The sequence below is a fragment of the Pseudomonas tremae genome (assembly GCF_023278125.1).
Classification (GTDB): domain Bacteria; phylum Pseudomonadota; class Gammaproteobacteria; order Pseudomonadales; family Pseudomonadaceae; genus Aquipseudomonas; species Aquipseudomonas tremae.
The window spans coordinates 3,993,047-4,010,601 of the sequence record NZ_CP066270.1 but is presented as its reverse complement, the minus strand read 5'-3'; the positions used below and the strand labels follow the sequence as shown (position 1 = coordinate 4,010,601).

Here is a 17,555-nt window from a genome sequence, read left to right as displayed (position 1 = left end):
CCCGCTTCCTGTTTCGGGGAGCGGGCGTTTTCACGTCTGCTTTCTGTGCTTTGGCCCAACGGCAGTCAGACCACGCGCCACACCGCATCGCCACCGGTGACATAGACTTGGGTGTTGTCCATCGGCTGAATACGAAACCCGCCGGTGAACTCGCCAAAGGCGGGCAACAGGCTGACGCGTTGACCGAGGTAGAAGCACGCCAGGCGCAGGCTTTGTCGGCCTCGACCATGTAATCGGTAGACGGGATGAACGTGGCCGGCCAGCACGTGAAGCTTGGGATGCGGGTCAGGTTCATGCTGCAGCGCAAAAGGACCGAGTACCAAGGGTTCGGCGACCACGTCTATCCCCAAGTAAGCCGGTGGATCTCCTGCCCGTTTGTCATGGTTGCCGCGAATCAGGGTGATCTTCAAAGTCGAGCGCTCTGCGCGCCATTGCTCCAGTGCGGCGAGTGTGCCGGCAGCGTGTGATTCCGGGGCGTGCAGGAAGTCTCCGAGAAAAATCAGCTGATGACAGGCGTAGGTGTTCAGCAGGGTGTCCAGCCGCCGCAGGTTAGTCTGTGTGGTGCCATGCGGCACTGGCTGACCCAGCTTGCGGTAGGCCGCCGCTTTACCGAAGTGCGCGTCGGCGATCAGCAGCGTTCGCTCGGCGGGGTAGTAAATGGCCTTGTCAGCCAGCAGCCATAGTTCTTCTCCTGCCAACGTGACAGGCAGATAAGGCTTCATTGCTCATGCTCCGGGCCTGCGGCTTTTTCAAGGTCGCGGACCATACGTGCGATGCGGTCGGCAAGTTTTTCCGAGCTGAGACTTTCGCGAAAACGTTCGACCAGCAGCGGAAAGGCCAGAGGCGTGGCGCGCTTGATCGCATGCAGGTCCAGCCTGCGGCTATTGATCTGGCGCAGCGTCAGTTCAAGGCGTTGCAGATCCAGTTCCTGGCGCAGCACTTCCTGCTCGGCCTGAGTCAACAGCATATTGTCAGCGTCGTATTGCTTGAAGACCTCAAAAAACAGCCCGCTGGATGCCTGAAGCTGACGATTGCTTTTGGCTGCACCGGGATAACCGGAAAACACCAGGCCCGAGATCCGGGCGATTTCGCGAAACCGCCGCAACGCCAGTTCGCCCGCATTCAGGCTGGCAATGATGTCGGCCAGCAGGTCCTTTTCGCTAAACAGGTCGGCCTGTAATGCTTGGGCCCAGTCAATCTCGCTGGCACTGAGCAGTTCCAGGCCGTAGTCGTTGACCGCGATGGAAAAGGTCAGTGGTCGATGGCGACTCAAGCGCCATGCCAGCAGGCTGCCCAACCCCAGATGAACATGTCGGCCAGCGAACGGGTACAGAAAAAGGTGCCAGCCTTCGCGAGACTTCAGCGTTTCGGCCAGCAATGTGTCGCGTCGCGGCAGGCCGGACCACTGCTGCTGCACCTCCAGCAGCGGTTTGATGGCCTGCATTTCCGGGCTGTTGAAATCGCCATGGGCGGCGGCATCGAATTTTTCCACCACCGCATCCGCCAGCTCGCTGGACAGGGGCATTCGTCCGCCATTCCAGCGAGGTACGGCGGCTTTCTTGCCAGTGGCCTTTTTGACGTACGCGGTCATGTTTTCCACGCGGACCAACTCCAGCAGGCGGCCGCCAAACAGAAATCCGTCACCGGGTTTGAGCCTGGCGATAAAGCCTTCCTCCACGCTGCCCAGCGAGCCGCCACCGCCGCCTTTTTTCCAGTACTTCAGGTTTACAGTGGCTTCGCTGACAATTGTCCCGACGCTCATGCGATGGCGGCGCGCCAGGCGTGCATCCGGCACTCGCCAGATACCGAGCTCGTCCGGTTCGGCGCGGCGGTAGTCGGGGTAGGCGGTGAGGGAGTGACCGCCGTTGCGCACGAATGCCAGCGCCCACTGCCATTGCTCGTCGCTCAGGTCGCGGTAAGCCCAGGCGCTGCGCACCTCGGCCAGTAAATCATCGGGAAGGAAGCCACCGCCCAGCGCGATGCTGACCAGGTGCTGGACCAACACGTCCAGCGGTTGGTGTGGCGACTCGCGCGGCTCGATCATTCTGGCGGCGACCGCATCATGGGCGGCAGCGGCTTCGACCAGTTCCAGGCTGTGCGTCGGCACCAGCGTCACGCGAGAAGGGCGACCTGGCGCATGGCCCGAGCGTCCGGCACGCTGCATCAGGCGCGCGACACCTTTGGGTGAGCCGATCTGCAGCACACGCTCGACCGGCAGAAAATCCACGCCAAGGTCCAGGCTGGAGGTACACACCACGGCCTTGAGCGCACCTTCTTTCAATGCGCGCTCGACCCAGTCACGCACTTCCCGGGCCAGCGACCCATGATGCAGAGCTATCAGCCCAGCCCAGTCGGGACGTGCTTCGAGCAGCGCCTGATACCAGATTTCCGATTGCGCGCGGGTATTGGTGAAGACCAGGCAACTGGCGCTGCTGTCCACCTCCGCGACGACTTGCGGCAACATGCGCAGGCCCATGTGCCCGGCCCACGGGAAGCGTTCGATGGAGGGCGGCAACAGCGTATCGACCTGCAAGTCCTTGACGATCTTGCCTTGCACGGTCATGCCGCCTTCGCCGATCAGCACCTGTTGCGCATGCTCCTGGTTGCCCAGCGTGGCGGAAATACCCCAGACAATCAGTTGCGGGTTCCAGTGGCGCAAGCGCGCCAGCGCCAGTTGTAACTGGACGCCGCGCTTGTTACCGATCAGTTCGTGCCATTCGTCCACCACCACCATTTTCAGCGTCGACAGGGCGGCCTGCGCATCGGCGCGGGTGAGCAGCAGGGTCAGGCTTTCCGGTGTGGTGATCAGTGCCGAGGGCAGTCGTCGGCTTTGACGAGCACGCTCGCTGCCACTGGTGTCGCCGGTTCGCAGCCCCACCGACCACGGAATATCCAGCTCGGCCAAGGGCGCCTCAAGGGCGCGGGCGGTATCGGCTGCCAGCGCACGCATGGGTGTTATCCACATGACGCTCAGAGGGGCGGCGGGCGGTTTGCGTTTGCGGGGTGTTTTATCGGCGGTAAGGGTATTGGCTTTGGCAAATCGATTGAGGGCAGCAAACCACACAGCGTAGGTCTTGCCCGAGCCTGTGCTGGCATGCAACAGGCCGGACTCTCCCTTCTTCACCGCCGCCCAGACTTCCTTCTGAAACGCGAACGGCTTCCAGCCTCGGCCGAGAAACCATCGTTTGGCGAAATCGGTGGGTCTGCTCATCCGTTTGCGTGTGCTCTGAGTGGCGTTAAGTCAGAGACAGCTAAGAAAGGGTAATAGTTTTAAATGGTTATGGGGCTCTCCCAGGATGCAGGCGCGGACCAGGCGACGCTTCGCCTGTCCGCGATATTTTAATGTGGGAGCGGACTTGTCCGCGAACTGCCGGGAACCGGCAGTAAAACCAGCCGCCTTGGTGTACCAGACACGGCCGAGGTAGCAGGTTTCAGGGCGGTTTCGCAGCCCATCGCGGACAAGTCCGCTCCTACGCCCTGCGGGCAGAAGCTCGTGTTTCTTGCTCTTGGTGCTTTACACAACAACCCGCGTTATTTCAGATTGCCACTCAAAAACTGCTGCAGACGCTCGCTTTTCGGGCTGTTGAGCACCTCGTCCGGGTGGCCGGATTCTTCGATCTGACCCTGATGCAGGAACACCACCTGACTGGCGACCTTGCGCGCAAAGCCCATCTCGTGGGTGACCAGAATCATGGTCCGGCCTTCTTCGGCCAGGCCTTGAATGACTTTCAGCACTTCACCGACCAATTCCGGATCAAGCGCCGAAGTCGGCTCGTCGAACAGCATTATTTCCGGTTCCATCGCCAGTGCACGGGCAATGGCCACGCGCTGTTGCTGACCGCCGGAAAGGAACGCCGGGTATTGATCGGCAACACGCTCTGGCAGGCCGACTTTTTCCAGGTATTTACGCGCGCGGGCTTCGGCTTCGGCCTTGGGTACGCCCAGCACCCGGCGCGGCGCCATGGTGATGTTTTCCAGCACGGTCATGTGCGCCCACAGGTTGAAGTGCTGAAACACCATCGCCAGACGCGTACGGATACGTTGCAATTCATCCGCGTCGGCCACGCGCATGCCGTCCTTGTCGCTGACCATGCGCACTTGCTTGCCATCCAGGCTCATGGCCCCGTCGTTGGGCTGTTCAAGAAAGTTGATACAGCGCAAAAACGTGCTCTTGCCCGAGCCGCTGGCCCCGATCAGACAGATTACGTCACCGCTGCTGGCCTTGAGCGATACGCCTTTGAGCACTTTGTTGTCGCCATAGCTTTTGTGCAGGCCATCGATGGTCAGTTTGTACATGACAGGTCCTCAAGGAGAAAGTAGGTAGCCGCTGCGATAGGCCCGGGTGCCAGCGATATGGGCAATGACCATGCCCGCCGTCGCCATGCGACGTAGCGAGCGTGCATACAGCAGGCCAGCGTTCAGGGCCCGAATGCTGGTCACGGCGTCGCTGATCGGGTCGATGACCTCGGCAATCAACTGGTCGGCCTCGACGTATTCGCCGGGTAACGCGCAGAACACCAGCAGGCCGCCCACCGGCGTGGCGACCGGTTCGACCGCTGCCAGGGGCGTCGCAGGGTAAAGCAATTCAGGAAGTGGCGAGGGTTCGCCGTCGATGACACCCGCGTCGATCAGGTAATGAATGATCGCCTGACAGTCGCGGCTGGCGAGGGCATGGCTGACATCGCCCTGGCCGCGTAGCTCCAGCGTCACCGAAAAACTGCCCATTGGTATTGGAAACCGTTCGCCAAAACGTTGCTGCAGTTGCCACCAGACCAGTGTGAAGCATTCGTCGAACGACTGACCACCCGAGTCGGTGGCCAGCAGACTGGCCTGCGCGCCCAGATAACGCGACAGCGCCTCGACTTTCGGCCAGGCCTCCGGCGTGGTGTACAGGTGCTCCACCGATTCGAAATCACAGTGCAGGTCGAGCACCACGTCAGCGTCGCAAGCCAGCCTTTGCAGTGTCAGGCGTAGCGATTCCAGCTGAGTTGCCGGGGTCAGAGCATTCAAGGCCGTCAGCAGGCTTTCACGTACAAGAGTAAGGTTCTGCCCTGCGTCGGCGGTCAGTCGGGCTTCGATATCATCACCGACCTGCGCGCCAAGGTCGCTGAAGCCGCGATTGAAATTCTGCCCGCTCTCCAGCTCGTAACGGCCCAGCGGCGCGTCCATCAGCACCTGTTCCAGGCCGATCGGGTTGGCGACGGGCACCACGACGATCTCCCCCAGCAGGCGCCCGGCATTTTCCAGCTCGGCCAGACGCTGTTTCAGGTACCAGGCAACCAGCATTCCCGGCAGCTCGTCGGCGTGCAGCGAGGCCTGGATATAGACCTTGCCCGAACCCTGGCGCGGCCCGTAATGAAAGCTGTGGATCTGCCGACCCGTACCAGGTACCGGCGACAGCAGCTCATGAGTGTGATGACGCATGTTCAGTCCTGATTAATGGGCCGGGCCGAGAAAGGCCAGCCAGCGGCGCTCGGCAAGGCGGAACAGCCCGACCAGAATGAACGTCACGGTCAGGTACATGGCCGCGGCGATGCCGAACGACTGGAAGGTCATGAATGTTGCGGAGTTGGCATCCCGCGCGACCTTCAATATGTCCGGCACCGTGGCGGTGAAGGCCACAGTAGTCGAGTGCAGCATCAAGATCACTTCGTTGCTGTAATACGGCAGCGAGCGCCGCAGTGCCGAAGGCATGATCACGTAGGTGTAGAGTTTCCACCCGGTCAGACCGTAGGCCTTGGCAGCCTCTACTTCGCCATGGGCCATGCTGCGGATCGCACCGGCGAAGATTTCCGTGGTGTACGCGCACGTGTTCAGCGCAAACGCCAGAATGGTGCAGTTCATTGCATCACGAAAAAAAGCATCCAGAACCGGTTGCTCGCGTACCGCGGCAAGGCTGTAAATACCGGTGTAGCAGATCAGCAGCTGTATATAGAGCGGAGTGCCGCGAAACAGGTAGGTGTAGAACTGCACCGGCCAACGCACCCAGCGCTTTGTCGACACGCGGGCGATGGACAGTGGAATGGACACACAGAAACCGATAGCGATGGACGCACTGAGCAACCACATTGTCATGGCCAGACCGGTGACATTCACGCCGTCTGTATAAAGGAAGGGTTTCCAGTATTCCTGAAGCAATTCGATCATCGCTGTGCCTCCCGACTGCCTGCGGCGTAATGCCGTTCAGCCCAACGCAGGGCAAGGTTCGAGGCGCTGGTGATCATCAGGTAAATCAACGCTGCGAGTATCAGAAAGTAAAACAGCTGATAGGTACTTTTACCGGCATCCTGCGAAGCTTTGACCAGATCGGCCAGGCCGATGATCGACACCAGCGCAGTGGCCTTGAGCAGCACTTGCCAGTTATTGCCGATGCCCGGCAACGCGTAACGCATCATTTGCGGGAACACGACATAGCGAAACCGCTGGCCACGTTTCAACCCGTAAGCAGTTGCCGCTTCAACCTGGCCGCGCGGCACGGACAGAATCGCGCCGCGAAACGTCTCGGTAAAATAAGCCCCATAAATGAAACCCAAGGTGATGACGCCTGCGCCGAACGGGTTGATCTCGATGTATTCCCATTCCATGGCGTCGGTCAGCATGGTCAGCCAGGTTTGCAGGCTGTAGAAAATCAGCAGCATCAACACCAGGTCCGGTACACCGCGGATCAGTGTTGTGTAAATTTGCGCCGGTATGCGCAACAGCGCAGAACTCGACAGTTTGGCCGTGGCTCCAATCAGCCCAAGCACGATACTCAGCGCGAGCGACAGAACAGCCAGTTTGATGGTCATCCAGGTGCCTTCCAGCAACAGCGGGCCAAAGCCCTTCAGGCTGAGCGCCGAGAGTCCCAGGTTTTGCATGAGTGCATCGAACATGGATAGGCCTTGCATTGCTGACAAAAACGCCCACCGACAGGGCGGCGAATCATCGCCGAAATCGATGGGCGTCGGTGTGTTATTTTCCGCTGTACAGGTTCAGGTCGCCGAAGTGTTTTTTCTGGATTTCGGCGTAGGTGCCGTCATCGTGCATGGCCTTGATGCCTTTATCCAGCAGCGCTTTCAGCTCTTTGTTGCCCTTGGCGATGCCGATGGCGGTCTTGGCTGGCAGCAGTTCGTTGTCGACAGGCTTGCTGACTTCGTAGTCAGCGCCGGCTGGCGACTTCAGGAAGCCCAGTTCGGCTTGCAGCATGTCTTGGATCGAGGCGTCCAGACGACCCGAAGTCAGGTCGGCGTAGACCTGATCCTGGTTGGCGTAGGCCTTTGTGGATACGCCTGCCTTGTCCAGTACGGCCTTGGCATAGGCTTCCTGAATGGTGCCCTGCTCATAGCCCACGGTCTTGCCTTTGAGGCTGGCCGGGTCAGCGGTCAGGCCTGCACCTTTCTTGAACACCAGCGAGGTCGGGCCGGAGAACAGTTCATTGGAGAAGTCGATGACTTTCTCGCGGGCCGGGGTCACGGTCATCGAAGAAATAACGCCATCGAATTTACGGGCCTTGAGGCCTGGGATCATGCCGTCGAAGTCGCTTTCAACCCATTTGCAGGTGACTTTCAGCTCTTTACAGATGGCGTTGCCCAGGTCGATATCGAAGCCGACCAGGCTGCCGTCAGCGGCTTTGGATTCGAACGGCGCGTAGGAAGGGTCGACGCCGAAGCGCAGTTCCTTGTACTCCTTGGCCATCGAGTTACCGGCGGCGAGGCACAGAGCCAGTGCAGAAAGAGTGAGCCATGCTTTTTTCATTGTTCAGTCCTTAAAACCTTAAATGGGGCGTTGGGAACACGCGAAGCTTGCTACCGGCAAGTGCCAGACACACAGAAGATAGCAATTTCCGAACCACAGAGACGAACATGCGTTTGAAATGTAAGGCGTTGTCGCTATTTCATATAAACGGCTGGCAATCTGCCGCCTTTGCACGTTTCCAGAGCAGTTAACAGGCGCCTGCTGTGGAGGTAAGTGCTGCAGCCGCTGAGGCGGGGAGGCAGATTAGTAACGAATGGAGAAGGTTTTCAGCGGGTGGGCAAACAAGAGCGGTAATGAGTGTTTCAAAAAGGTGCGCGCAATATGGCGCGCACTTTTCTAGTGCGTCAGTTCAGCAGGTCCTGAAGCGTCGCCAGGCTGTCAGCTTCGGCAACCGGTTTGTCCTGTCGCCAACGCAACATGCGCGGGAAGCGCACTGCGATACCGCTCTTGTGCCGTTTTGACAACGCTATACCCTCGAAACCGAGTTCGAACACCAGCGTGGGTGTCACGCTGCTGACCGGCCCGAATTTCTCGACGGTGGTCTTGCGGACAATGGCGTCCACTTTGCGCATTTCTTCATCAGTCAGCCCCGAGTAAGCCTTGGCGAACGGAACCAGCGTACGCTCGCTGGCATCAGGCGGGCCGTCCCAGACCGCGAAGGTGTAATCGCTGTAAAGGCTGGCGCGCCTCCCATGACCCCGTTGCGCATAAATCAATACAGCATCGACACTGAACGGGTCGATCTTCCACTTCCACCAGACGCCCATGTCCTTGGTACGGCCGACGCCATACAACGAGTCGCGGGCCTTGAGCATCATGCCTTCGACGCCCAGGCTGCGAGAGGCCTCGCGCTGGGTGGCCAGATCGAGCCAGTCTTTGCCGGTGAGCACCGGGGAGGGCATCAGTACCTCGCTTTGGCAGCTTTCGATCAGGGTTTCCAGTTGGGTGCGACGTTCGTGCTGGGGCCTGCTGCGCCAGTCGTCGCCTTGCCATTCCAGCAGGTCATAAGCGAGCACAACGACCGGCACATCCGCGAGAATCTTCTTGCCCAGGGTCTTGCGGCCAATGCGCTGCTGCAGCAAAGCAAAAGGTTGAACCGAGGGCGCCGCCTGCAGGGCTCCACTGTCCAGAGCGAACGCGGTGCCACTGTCAGGAGTGGATTCAGGGTTGGTATCAGGTGCCTTCCAGACTACGATTTCGCCGTCGATCACTGTGCCGTCCGGCAGACACTGCACCAGCGTGTGCAGTTCGGGAAAGCGATCAGTGACCAGTTCCTCACCGCGCGACCATATCCACAGTCTGCCGTCACGTTTGACCAATTGGGCTCTGATCCCGTCCCACTTCCATTCCACCTGCCAGTTTTCGGCAGCACCCAACAGCGTTTCGAACTGATCGGCAGGCTGTTGCAGTGAGTGTGCGAGAAAAAACGGATAAGGCTGGCCGCCGCGCTGAGCGTGCTCATCCTCCGATTCGGGCGCAATCAGTTTCAAATAGCGTTCGGCGCTGGGTCTATGCGACAGGTCGGTATAGCCGACCAGTCGCTGTGCCACACGCTTGCTGTCGATATTGGCCAACGCAGCCAGCGCACGGGTGACCAGCAGTTTGGACACGCCGACCCGGAAGCTGCCGGTGATCAACTTGATGCAGACCATCAGACTGATGCGGTCCAGTTGCGACCAGAACATGGGCAGGCGCGCGGCCAGCTCTTCGGGCGGCAGGCCGCGCAATGGCAACAGCTTGTCCTCCATCCACGTGGCCAGGCCTTCGTCGTTGCTGTGGTCGGCCTGCGGCAGCAGCAATGACAGGGTTTCCGCCAAGTCGCCAACGGCCTGATAGCTTTCTTCGAACAGCCATTCCGGCAGGCTCGCCAGCGTCATTGCCTGTTCACGCAGCACGCGGGTCGGCACCAGCTGGCGCGGACGTCCGCCTGACAGAAAGTACACCGCCCACGCAGCATCCTCAGGGGCGGCGCTTGCAAAATAGTCATGCATCGCCGCCAGCTTGGCGTTGCTTGAGGTAGTGGCGTCCAGCCGGGAATACAGTTCGGCAAAGGCTCTCATGACTGCGCCTCGCCAGTGCCTGGCACTTCAGGCTCGGCGGTGGCCGGATTGCTGTCTTCCTCATCGCCGTATTCAGTGCTGAAGCCCTGAGCATCCAGCCCCAGTTCACGCAGATAGCGCACCAGTATTCCGACCGAACCATGCGTGACCATGACCCGTTCGGCCCCGGTCTGCTCGATGGCCCACAACAGGCCTGGCCAGTCAGCGTGATCGGACAGCACAAAACCACGGTCCACGCCGCGCCGACGTCGAGTGCCGCGCAGCATCATCCAGCCGCTGGCAAACGCATCGCTGTACTCGCCGAAGCGCTTCATCCAGCTGCTGCCTCCGGCGGAGGGCGGAGCGAGGATCAGTGCCTGGCGCAGAGCCGGGTCGGTCTTCTTGAAGTCGCCGGCGTATTGTGTTTCCGGGATACGGATACCGCCTTCGCGATACACACGGTTCAGGGGCTCGACGGCACCATGGACCAGAATCGGCCCGATCTGTGAGTCGATGCCGTGCAGGATGCGCTGAGCCTTGCCGAAGGAGTAGGCAAACAGCACGCTGGCTTTGCCTTGAGCCGCATTGCCTCGCCACCACTCGTTGATGCCGTCGAAAATCTGCGCCTGTGGTGCCCAGCGATAGATCGGCAGGCCGAAGGTCGATTCAGTGATAAAGGTGTGGCAGCGCACCGGTTCGAACGCCGCGCAGGTGCCATCCGGTTCGACTTTGTAATCCCCTGAAGCAACCCAGACTTCACCTTGGTATTCCAGACGCACTTGCGCTGAACCCAGTACATGACCTGCCGGATGCAGGCTCAGTTTTACGCCGTGGTGGGTGATGGTTTCGCCGTACTCAAGGGTTTGCAGGTTGATATCCTGACCCAGGCGCGAACGCAGAATCCCTTCGCCGCTGGCGGCTGACAGGTAATGCTGATTGCCGGTGCGGGCGTGATCACCATGAGCATGGGTAATGACTGCTCGCTCCACCGCACGCCACGGATCGATATAGAAATCGCCGGGTGGGCAATACAAACCTTCAGGACGAGCAACGACAAGATCCATGGGGCAACCGTATGGATGGGCTTGTTAGCTATGAGCCGGTGCGGGGCGGGAAAGTTCGGGGAGTTTGCGCGCTCAGGCCCGAGTACGCAGCGAGCCACAGATCTGTGACGCCAAGCATCACGCAAGGCATTCCCACGCTGGAGCGTGCGCAACGATAGGTGTCCGAATGAACGCTATAGGCGCTCGAGTAAACGCTATCGTCCCCACGCTCCAGCGTGGGGACGCATTTCTGGGCGCTCTGCGTCCGCTCGTTGGCGCAGAGCTTTACTTGCCCGGCGTCAGTGTCAGGCGTTGTTTGCCATAGCCTTTTTCGTAGTTCTGTTGCTGCACCGGGATCGACATGTATTGCGCTTTCTGCCATGGCTCGATGCTGTTGGCGTAATACGGGCTGGCCGGGTTGCCGGACTGGCCGGTGTTGATCATGCCGGTCATGGGTTCGACCAGACTGAAGTCGACGATCATGCGCAGGCCGGGTGCTACGCGTGTGTCGAAGCCTTTGCCCCACTCGAAGCCGGAAACGTTCAAGGTGGTGTGATCACCGCCCGCTGGCGTGGCGCCACGGTTGAACTCGCCGCCACCCAGTTGCCTGGCCAGCGGGTTACTGGACGCCCAGTTGTCGCGATGCAGTTTGCCCCACTGCCAGGCTTTGTGATCGCTGCCCAACAAGCTGTCGCCGGTGGTGATGGCGGCCGCCAGACTGCGTGCCAGGATGGCTGGCTTGTCTTCTTTCTGCGGAGTTTTGACGTCGTCCCAGTATGGGCTGTCGTCGCGTCCCAACAAGTGGTCGGCCTGCGGCGAGTACGATGAGCTGGCGTTGGCCACCAATGCCTGCCAGGCAGGGCTGGTTTCCGGACCCAGTTCATCAAGAAAGATCTGTTTGGTGCTTTCCTGCAGAAACAGCTCGTAAAGCGCTGCGTCGGCGGAGGTGGCGCTGAGCTTGCCGTCGAACGCCATCAGGCGCGTGAATGCTTCGCGAGCCTTGTTGCGGTCGGCTTCCGGCAGGGCGTCGATGGCCTGCTTGAGTGGCTTGCTCATGCCAGGCGCCTGGAACATGGTCTTGAGTTTTGCCGCAAAGGTCGTGGTCTGGTCGTATTGCATGGCGATGGTGCTACGCAGGTCCTGTTTGCCGCCGTTGGCTAGCTCGGCAATCCGCTCGGCGCGTTCCGGGTAGCCCCACGAGTTGGACAGCTGCATGCCATAGCCTTTGGGAATCGTGCGCTGGTTGGCCGCCGCGAGCCAGCCCTGACGCGGGTCCTGATCATACGGATGCAGCATTGAATCGGCGAAACCGTCCCAGTCGTATTTGCCATCCCAGCCTGGCGAAGGCAGCAGGCCCTGGCCTTCACGACGATTCGGGAAGCGGCCCGTCACTTGCCAGCCAATGTTCGAGGCATCGGCGAAGATCATGTTCAGGGTGATGGCGCGAATTTCGCGACTGGTGTCGAACGCTTTTTCCACATTGGGTGCGCGTGACAGATCAAAGAAGGCATCCAGGCTCTTGTCGTCCTTGAAACTCGGCACCTGCAGCGCCAGGCTCAGGCCATTGCCGGGTTGCGTTGCGCTGGCATTGAGCAGTGCGCCGTGACGGGTTTCGTACACGGTTTCGCGAAGCGGGCTGCCGCCTTTGACCATAAAGGTCTCTTGATGCGCGGTGGCAGGCACCCATTTGCCATCAGCCATGTAGGAGACACGATTGCCTTCGCGCTTGATCTTCTCCAGAAACAGGTCCTGATTGTCGCCTTTGACGTTGCTCATGCTCCACGCCAGCTTGCCGTTGAAGCCACTGAGGACCAAAGGCAGGCCCGCAATGGAGACGCCGGACACCTGATATTTAGGCGCACGGATCTGCACGAAGCTCCACGCAGAGTTGAGCCCTGCAGGCAATTGCATGTCGCTGGCCAGCAGGCTCTTGCCGTTACGGCTGCGCTGCGGCGCGATGGCCCAGTTGCTCGAAGCCGCGACGCCAAGCATGTTCAGGTCGGAAAGCTGCAAGGCAATCCGGTTCAGATCGTTCAGGCCGGAGATCTGATTATTCAGGTTGAGGCCCTTGAGCTTGTCGGCCTCGGCAAACGGCAGCTCTTCGTCAGGGTAGGTCGGCAGCAGCCAGGCGAGTTTGTCGGCCCCGACTTTCTGCGCCAACACCAGCGATGACAGCTCTTCCTGAAGGTTTACCGATAGGCTGAAGTTGAGCAGGCTGAAGATCAGCGCCGAGTCCTCGGGTTTCCAGTACTCGGGCTTGTAGCCCGAGCTGGCGATGTCGGCTGGTAGTTTGTCGCGATAACGGAACAGGTACGCGTTGACGCCGCGCGCGTAGACATCGAAGAAGCGTTTGAGGCGAGGCGAGGCCGCGTTGTACAGATCGCTGGCATTCTGCTTGAGGTTGACCGAGCGCATCAGGCGGTCGACGTCCAGCGCATCCGGGCCGGCCATTTCCGACAGACGGCCCTGCGCCAGCAGGCGCATGCCGAGCATCTGGCTGATGCGATCACCCGCATGTACGTAACCCAGAGTAAACAGTGCGTCATGGTAAGTGCTGCTTTCAATCAGCGGCATGCCCATGTTGTTGCGGCGCACTGAAACGTTCTGCGCGAGCCCTTTGACGGGAAACGTGCCGGAAACAGGCAGTACGGTATCAGGATCACCGCTGCCCAACTGGCAGCCGGCAAGGCTCAGGAAACTCGCCGCAGCGGCGGCAGCGCCGAATCGGGGTAGAAAATGACGAAGGGCTGGCGAGGCCATGAGCAAACTCCTGAAGGGGTCACGTACAAAAGCCGCTACGTTAGAGAGCAGTCAGGCAGCACGCAAGCGGCAAGGCTTAGTTTATTTCAGGATTTTGCAGGAGTAGACGCAGTGTGCATATCCCGTCACCTTGCGTTTCTCACGCCGCCATGGGCCACAGCTTCGAAAGTCGGTCGGGCTGGCGCGCGTCACAAATGAAAACGGCCTGCATGGGCAGGCCGTTGTCGAAGCGCTCAGCGCATCATGCGCCGTGGCATTTCTTGAATTTCTTGTCGCTGCCGCATGGGCATGGATCGTTGCGACCCACATCCTTCAGGGCGTTGCGCACTGGGTCCTGGTGAGCGTGACCGCAGTTCGGACCATGAACGTGGCCGTGCTGGTGGTCATGATGATCATGGTCGTGATGATCATGGTCGTGATCGTGGTTGCAATCTGGGCCATGAACATGGGCTTGCTGGTTCATCGGGGTACTCCACTGTTAAATCTGCAGTCAATCTGGCGCGCATTATCCCGCAAATCGAAGCGAAGCAGTAAGGGGGCGATCTTTTTCGCGCTGAACGGTTTTTTTTAAGTATGCTTAGTTTCAGGCGGACGATTTCAGCGTCCATGTATTTTTCCAGCGCTGGAGCCCCATCGCATGACCAGACAGGAACGCATCGGCAAGGCCATTGCCGCCAGTGGCATGAGAAAGGGGGAGATTGCCGCGTACTGCGGGGTTGCCAATTCTGCCGTCACGCAGTGGATCAGCGGCGAGAGCAAAAGCCTGCGTCCCGAAAACCTCTATGCACTGTCCAGGGCGACCGGCTTCAGGGCCGAATGGCTGGCAATCGGTGAAGGCCCTGAAAAAGAGGAGTTCGACGCCAACGTGGCGATGATCGATCAGCCGAAAATGTCGTTTCGTTATCCGGTCATCAGCTGGGTGTCCGCCGGGTCCTGGGAAGAGGCGGTGCAGCCTTACCCTGACGGGTTCTCCGACCGCTATGAAATTTCCGACTACGACTCCAAGGGGCCAGCATTCTGGCTTGAGGTCAAAGGCGATTCCATGACTGCGCCCACCGGTGTCAGCGTGCCAGAAGGAATGATGATCCTGGTGGACACGGAAGCCGATGTTCAGCCCGGCAAGCTGGTGATCGCCAAGCTGCCCGCCAGCAACGAGGCGACGTTCAAGAAGCTGGTGGAAGACGGTGGCACTCGCTACCTGAAACCGCTCAACCCGGCGTACAAAATGATCGAGTGCGGTGCCGACTGTCGCATTATCGGTGTCGCTGTCAGGATGACCGGCAGGCTGTGAGCTTTGCGGAACAAGGCCTTCAGCGTGTCTCTGAAGAAGCCGCTCCCTAAACTCGTCCTGTATTGCGCTTGCCCATAGCCCGTAGTCGGAATACTGTATTTATATACAGTTATGCGGGAGTTTCATGTCATGGTGGACAGCAATAATCCAGTGCCAGGCACGTCGCGCGCCTATGAAATGATCGGCAGGCGGATACAGCGGCTGGTTTCGGCGCCTGATGTACAGAAGATCCAGTGGGTCATCGTGACTCGTCGCGATGACGAACCACAGGAGAGCTGGGAACGCGTACTTCAGGAAATCGACGAAACCGCCGGTATTCAGGTAGACCGTCAGGCGGACGGTTCCGTGAGGATTGGCTGGCATCGCTACCTCGACAATTGAGGCAGGCGCCCTGACGTGACCCTTGCTTGCGTCATTGAGTCCGAGGGCGCAGTGACCGTTCAGCGGGCTGCAATTGATCAATAGTTTAAGTATGCTTAAATATGCTCATTCCTGCGTTACCCTGCCCATTATCGATCACACCTCTCGCAAGGAAGCGACCCGGGTCAGGGCGGCCCACGTTTCAGACCGGACGATCTCCATTCCCCACGGTCCTGTCGGCTGCTCGTCAGGCCCATATACCCGGGTTTCTGTGTTCTTGAACGGCTGTTATCTCTTGCGGAGGCAGGCTGATGGATCTCTTGAATGGTTTTGTAGACCGTGGCGAATGGCTGGTGGCCGGCCTGGTGGGCGCGATCATCTCTGGCTGGTGGCACAAGGCAGGCTTGCTCGACTGGCGTGCCTGGATGGTTTTCCTGCTAACGGGCGTTGCCTGTGCGGTGTTCCTGACCGGCATTGCCAGCGACTACCTCGGCGTCGCAGAGCCGCGCAATATCACCGGCGTGGGTTTTCTGCTGGGCTCGTTCGGTGGGGCATTGATCAGCGCAATCAACCGGGCGTTGTGGGCGGCGGATTTCTGGAAGTTCCTGATGGAGCTGATCAAGGGCCGACTGGGCGGGTGATGAGCCAGTCAGCGGCGATCCTTGATCAGGTCGCCGGGAATGACGTCGCCCGAGCGCAAGATACGCACATTGTTGTGAAACAGAATACCGGTCTTGAGTTTGCCCTCAAGCTGATAATGGATGGGCTGATCAGGCTTTTTCAGCAACTTTGCGATGTACCTGGCGTGCTGCCACAGGTTGGTCCGCACCGAGATCAACAGAGTTTTGCGGCTGTCACCTCCCACGAAAAACCAGTCGCTGGATTTGCCCTCGGCCAGCATCGCCTCGTTCAGCATGATCTTATAATTGAGCCCTCGCACCAGCAGACGCGAGTCATTCGGGTTGTCGACCTCAAAGTACAGCCTGAAATCCTGATGCGTCAGCCTGGCCTTTATGACCTCGACTTTCACCAGATGCACTTCCGGGTCCTTGAGACTGTCAAAGCTCAGTAACGAGCATCCGCTCAAGCTGAACATGACCAGCGCAAGGCTCAGGATTCTTGTAATGTGCGCCTGAAAAAACATGGATGTGCTCCGTTTGAAGCCCGAGTCTAACAACTCGACGCTCACGGGTAACGCGCTTGTTGCGTGCTCTGACGCTACGCCATACTTTTATTGACGTGCTTATCGGTGTCTCCATGAATGCCTACGAAATAGTCTTCAGCGCTGAACTGGTCGCTGGAGCCCAGCCCGAGAAGGTCAGGGCCAACCTCGCCAAGCTGTTCCAGGCGGACGCTGAACGCCTGGAATTGCTGTTTTCGGGACGTCGACTGGTGTTGAAAAACAACCTCGATGCGGCGACCGCCGAAAAATACCGCGCCACCCTGGAACGTGCCGGTGCGCGGGTTTACGTTCTGGAAATGAATGCTCTGCCGCCGATGGAAGAGGTCGAGCTGGCGCCGCCGCCTGATGCGCCTACCTGGCTGCGCAAGTCTACGGTCACTCAGGCGCGCCTGCAGATCAAGCCGCGGGATGTTTACATGGCGGCGTTTGCAGACGTCGATGCCCCTGACTATTCGGTGGCTGAGGCAGGTGTCGATTTGCTGCCTGCAAAGCTGCAGCCGGCTGGACCCTCGCTGGACCTTTCCCGGTTGAGTCTGGCCCCGGTGGGCAGCGACATGGGGCAGGCCGACACGCCCGAGCCTGACGCCGCCCCTGACACCTCGCACCTGCGCATTATCCCGGAATGACCTCTGTCCCTTGCACCAACCAATGAACCCGGCCCGCTGTGCAGCTCACGCCACGTAGGCCGAGCAGCATTTCTTGAATTTCTGTTCACTGCCGCACGGGCAGGCGTCGTTGCGGCTGGCGTTGAGCGGGACTGTTGAGTCGATGAAGTACCAACGGCCCTGATTCTGTACAAATGACGAGCGCTCCTTATGGCTGTGCTCGCCATTGCCATCGTGCCAGCGGGCTGTGAAGGTCACGAATGCGTGTTCCGGCTTGCCGCCAAATACCTCTGCACTTTCCACCTCAAGCCCCAGCCAGGTGCTTTGTGCACTCCATTGAGCGATGGCTTCGCGGTCCAGCGCGGCTTGTTGTACTGGCAGGGTGGTCTGCACCAGATAATCGGTAAGCCCCAGCACATAGGCACTGTAGCGTGAGCGCATCAGTTTTTCCGCGCTTGGCGCAGGCTGACCCGCGTGATGGTGGCCACAACAGGCCAGCAACAGATCGCCGCTGCCGCATGGGCAAATAGCACTACTCAT

17 protein-coding genes are annotated in these 17,555 nt (G+C 59.7%); 4 read left to right on the top strand and 13 right to left on the bottom strand.

Translation table 11 applies throughout. The features are described 5' to 3' along the window. Positions 1 to 65: 65 nt before the first annotated feature. The 11 genes from pdeM to I9H09_RS18040 all read right to left on the bottom strand — a co-directional run bounded on the left by pdeM (position 66) and on the right by I9H09_RS18040 (position 14,039). Positions 66 to 722, bottom strand: a complete 657-nt coding sequence (gene pdeM / locus I9H09_RS18090; RefSeq protein ID WP_053479407.1) for a ligase-associated DNA damage response endonuclease PdeM — start codon at positions 720 to 722, stop codon at positions 66 to 68. Next, positions 719 to 3,211, bottom strand: coding sequence for a ligase-associated DNA damage response DEXH box helicase (locus I9H09_RS18085; protein ID WP_236502358.1), 2,493 nt, complete (start codon positions 3,209 to 3,211; stop codon positions 719 to 721). Before I9H09_RS18085 ends, pdeM begins: the two co-directional genes overlap by 4 nt. Before the next feature lie 320 nt (positions 3,212 to 3,531). Further along, on the bottom strand, positions 3,532 to 4,296 hold the full coding sequence (locus I9H09_RS18080) for an ABC transporter ATP-binding protein (RefSeq protein WP_053479409.1): 765 nt from the start codon (positions 4,294 to 4,296) through the stop codon (positions 3,532 to 3,534). Positions 4,297 to 4,305: 9 nt separating this feature from the next. After that, the gene (locus I9H09_RS18075; protein ID WP_122324041.1) at positions 4,306 to 5,424 is read right to left on the bottom strand and encodes a succinylglutamate desuccinylase/aspartoacylase family protein; all 1,119 of its coding nucleotides are present in this window, start codon (positions 5,422 to 5,424) and stop codon (positions 4,306 to 4,308) included. A gap of 12 nt (positions 5,425 to 5,436) precedes the next feature. Continuing rightward, positions 5,437 to 6,147: an ABC transporter permease gene (locus I9H09_RS18070; protein WP_005889373.1), complete on the bottom strand. Its 711-nt coding sequence runs from the start codon at positions 6,145 to 6,147 to the stop codon at positions 5,437 to 5,439. After that, complete coding sequence (locus I9H09_RS18065) at positions 6,144 to 6,872, bottom strand: ABC transporter permease (protein ID WP_005889375.1); 729 nt, start codon at positions 6,870 to 6,872, stop codon at positions 6,144 to 6,146. Before I9H09_RS18065 ends, I9H09_RS18070 begins: the two co-directional genes overlap by 4 nt. Positions 6,873 to 6,951: 79 nt before the next feature. Further along, positions 6,952 to 7,734 (bottom strand): transporter substrate-binding domain-containing protein, encoded by a 783-nt coding sequence (locus tag I9H09_RS18060; protein WP_005889377.1) that lies wholly within the window; start codon positions 7,732 to 7,734, stop codon positions 6,952 to 6,954. A 344-nt stretch (positions 7,735 to 8,078) separates the two neighbouring features. Then, complete coding sequence (locus I9H09_RS18055; protein ID WP_122324037.1) at positions 8,079 to 9,794, bottom strand: ATP-dependent DNA ligase; 1,716 nt, start codon at positions 9,792 to 9,794, stop codon at positions 8,079 to 8,081. After that, on the bottom strand, positions 9,791 to 10,837 hold the full coding sequence (locus I9H09_RS18050) for a ligase-associated DNA damage response exonuclease (protein ID WP_005889381.1): 1,047 nt from the start codon (positions 10,835 to 10,837) through the stop codon (positions 9,791 to 9,793). Before I9H09_RS18050 ends, I9H09_RS18055 begins: the two co-directional genes overlap by 4 nt. 264 nt (positions 10,838 to 11,101) lie before the next feature. After that, the gene (locus I9H09_RS18045; RefSeq protein WP_122324035.1) at positions 11,102 to 13,576 is read right to left on the bottom strand and encodes a penicillin acylase family protein; all 2,475 of its coding nucleotides are present in this window, start codon (positions 13,574 to 13,576) and stop codon (positions 11,102 to 11,104) included. A 241-nt stretch (positions 13,577 to 13,817) separates the two neighbouring features. After that, a complete protein-coding gene (locus I9H09_RS18040) occupies positions 13,818 to 14,039 on the bottom strand; it encodes an SEC-C metal-binding domain-containing protein (protein ID WP_122324033.1) in 222 nt (73 codons plus the stop codon). 174 nt (positions 14,040 to 14,213) lie between these two features. Between I9H09_RS18040 and I9H09_RS18035 the strand changes: the two genes are divergently transcribed. The 3 genes from I9H09_RS18035 to I9H09_RS18025 all read left to right on the top strand — a co-directional run bounded on the left by I9H09_RS18035 (position 14,214) and on the right by I9H09_RS18025 (position 15,868). Continuing rightward, positions 14,214 to 14,867 (top strand): LexA family protein, encoded by a 654-nt coding sequence (locus tag I9H09_RS18035; RefSeq protein WP_122324031.1) that lies wholly within the window; start codon positions 14,214 to 14,216, stop codon positions 14,865 to 14,867. 129 nt (positions 14,868 to 14,996) lie between these two features. Then, positions 14,997 to 15,248, top strand: coding sequence for a DUF1654 domain-containing protein (locus I9H09_RS18030; protein WP_122346913.1), 252 nt, complete (start codon positions 14,997 to 14,999; stop codon positions 15,246 to 15,248). A gap of 290 nt (positions 15,249 to 15,538) precedes the next feature. After that, on the top strand, positions 15,539 to 15,868 hold the full coding sequence (locus I9H09_RS18025) for a hypothetical protein (protein ID WP_005889391.1): 330 nt from the start codon (positions 15,539 to 15,541) through the stop codon (positions 15,866 to 15,868). Between the two features lie 8 nt (positions 15,869 to 15,876). Here the strand turns inward: I9H09_RS18025 and I9H09_RS18020 are convergent, their stop codons facing one another. Then, positions 15,877 to 16,371, bottom strand: coding sequence for an LEA/WHy family protein (locus I9H09_RS18020; protein WP_122311520.1), 495 nt, complete (start codon positions 16,369 to 16,371; stop codon positions 15,877 to 15,879). A gap of 113 nt (positions 16,372 to 16,484) precedes the next feature. Here I9H09_RS18020 and I9H09_RS18015 point away from each other — a divergent pair, with 113 nt between their 5' ends. Beyond that, positions 16,485 to 17,036 (top strand): hypothetical protein, encoded by a 552-nt coding sequence (locus I9H09_RS18015; protein WP_005889393.1) that lies wholly within the window; start codon positions 16,485 to 16,487, stop codon positions 17,034 to 17,036. A 45-nt stretch (positions 17,037 to 17,081) separates the two neighbouring features. Here the strand turns inward: I9H09_RS18015 and I9H09_RS18010 are convergent, their stop codons facing one another. Continuing rightward, on the bottom strand, positions 17,082 to 17,555 hold the full coding sequence (locus I9H09_RS18010; RefSeq protein WP_005889394.1) for a YchJ family protein: 474 nt from the start codon (positions 17,553 to 17,555) through the stop codon (positions 17,082 to 17,084).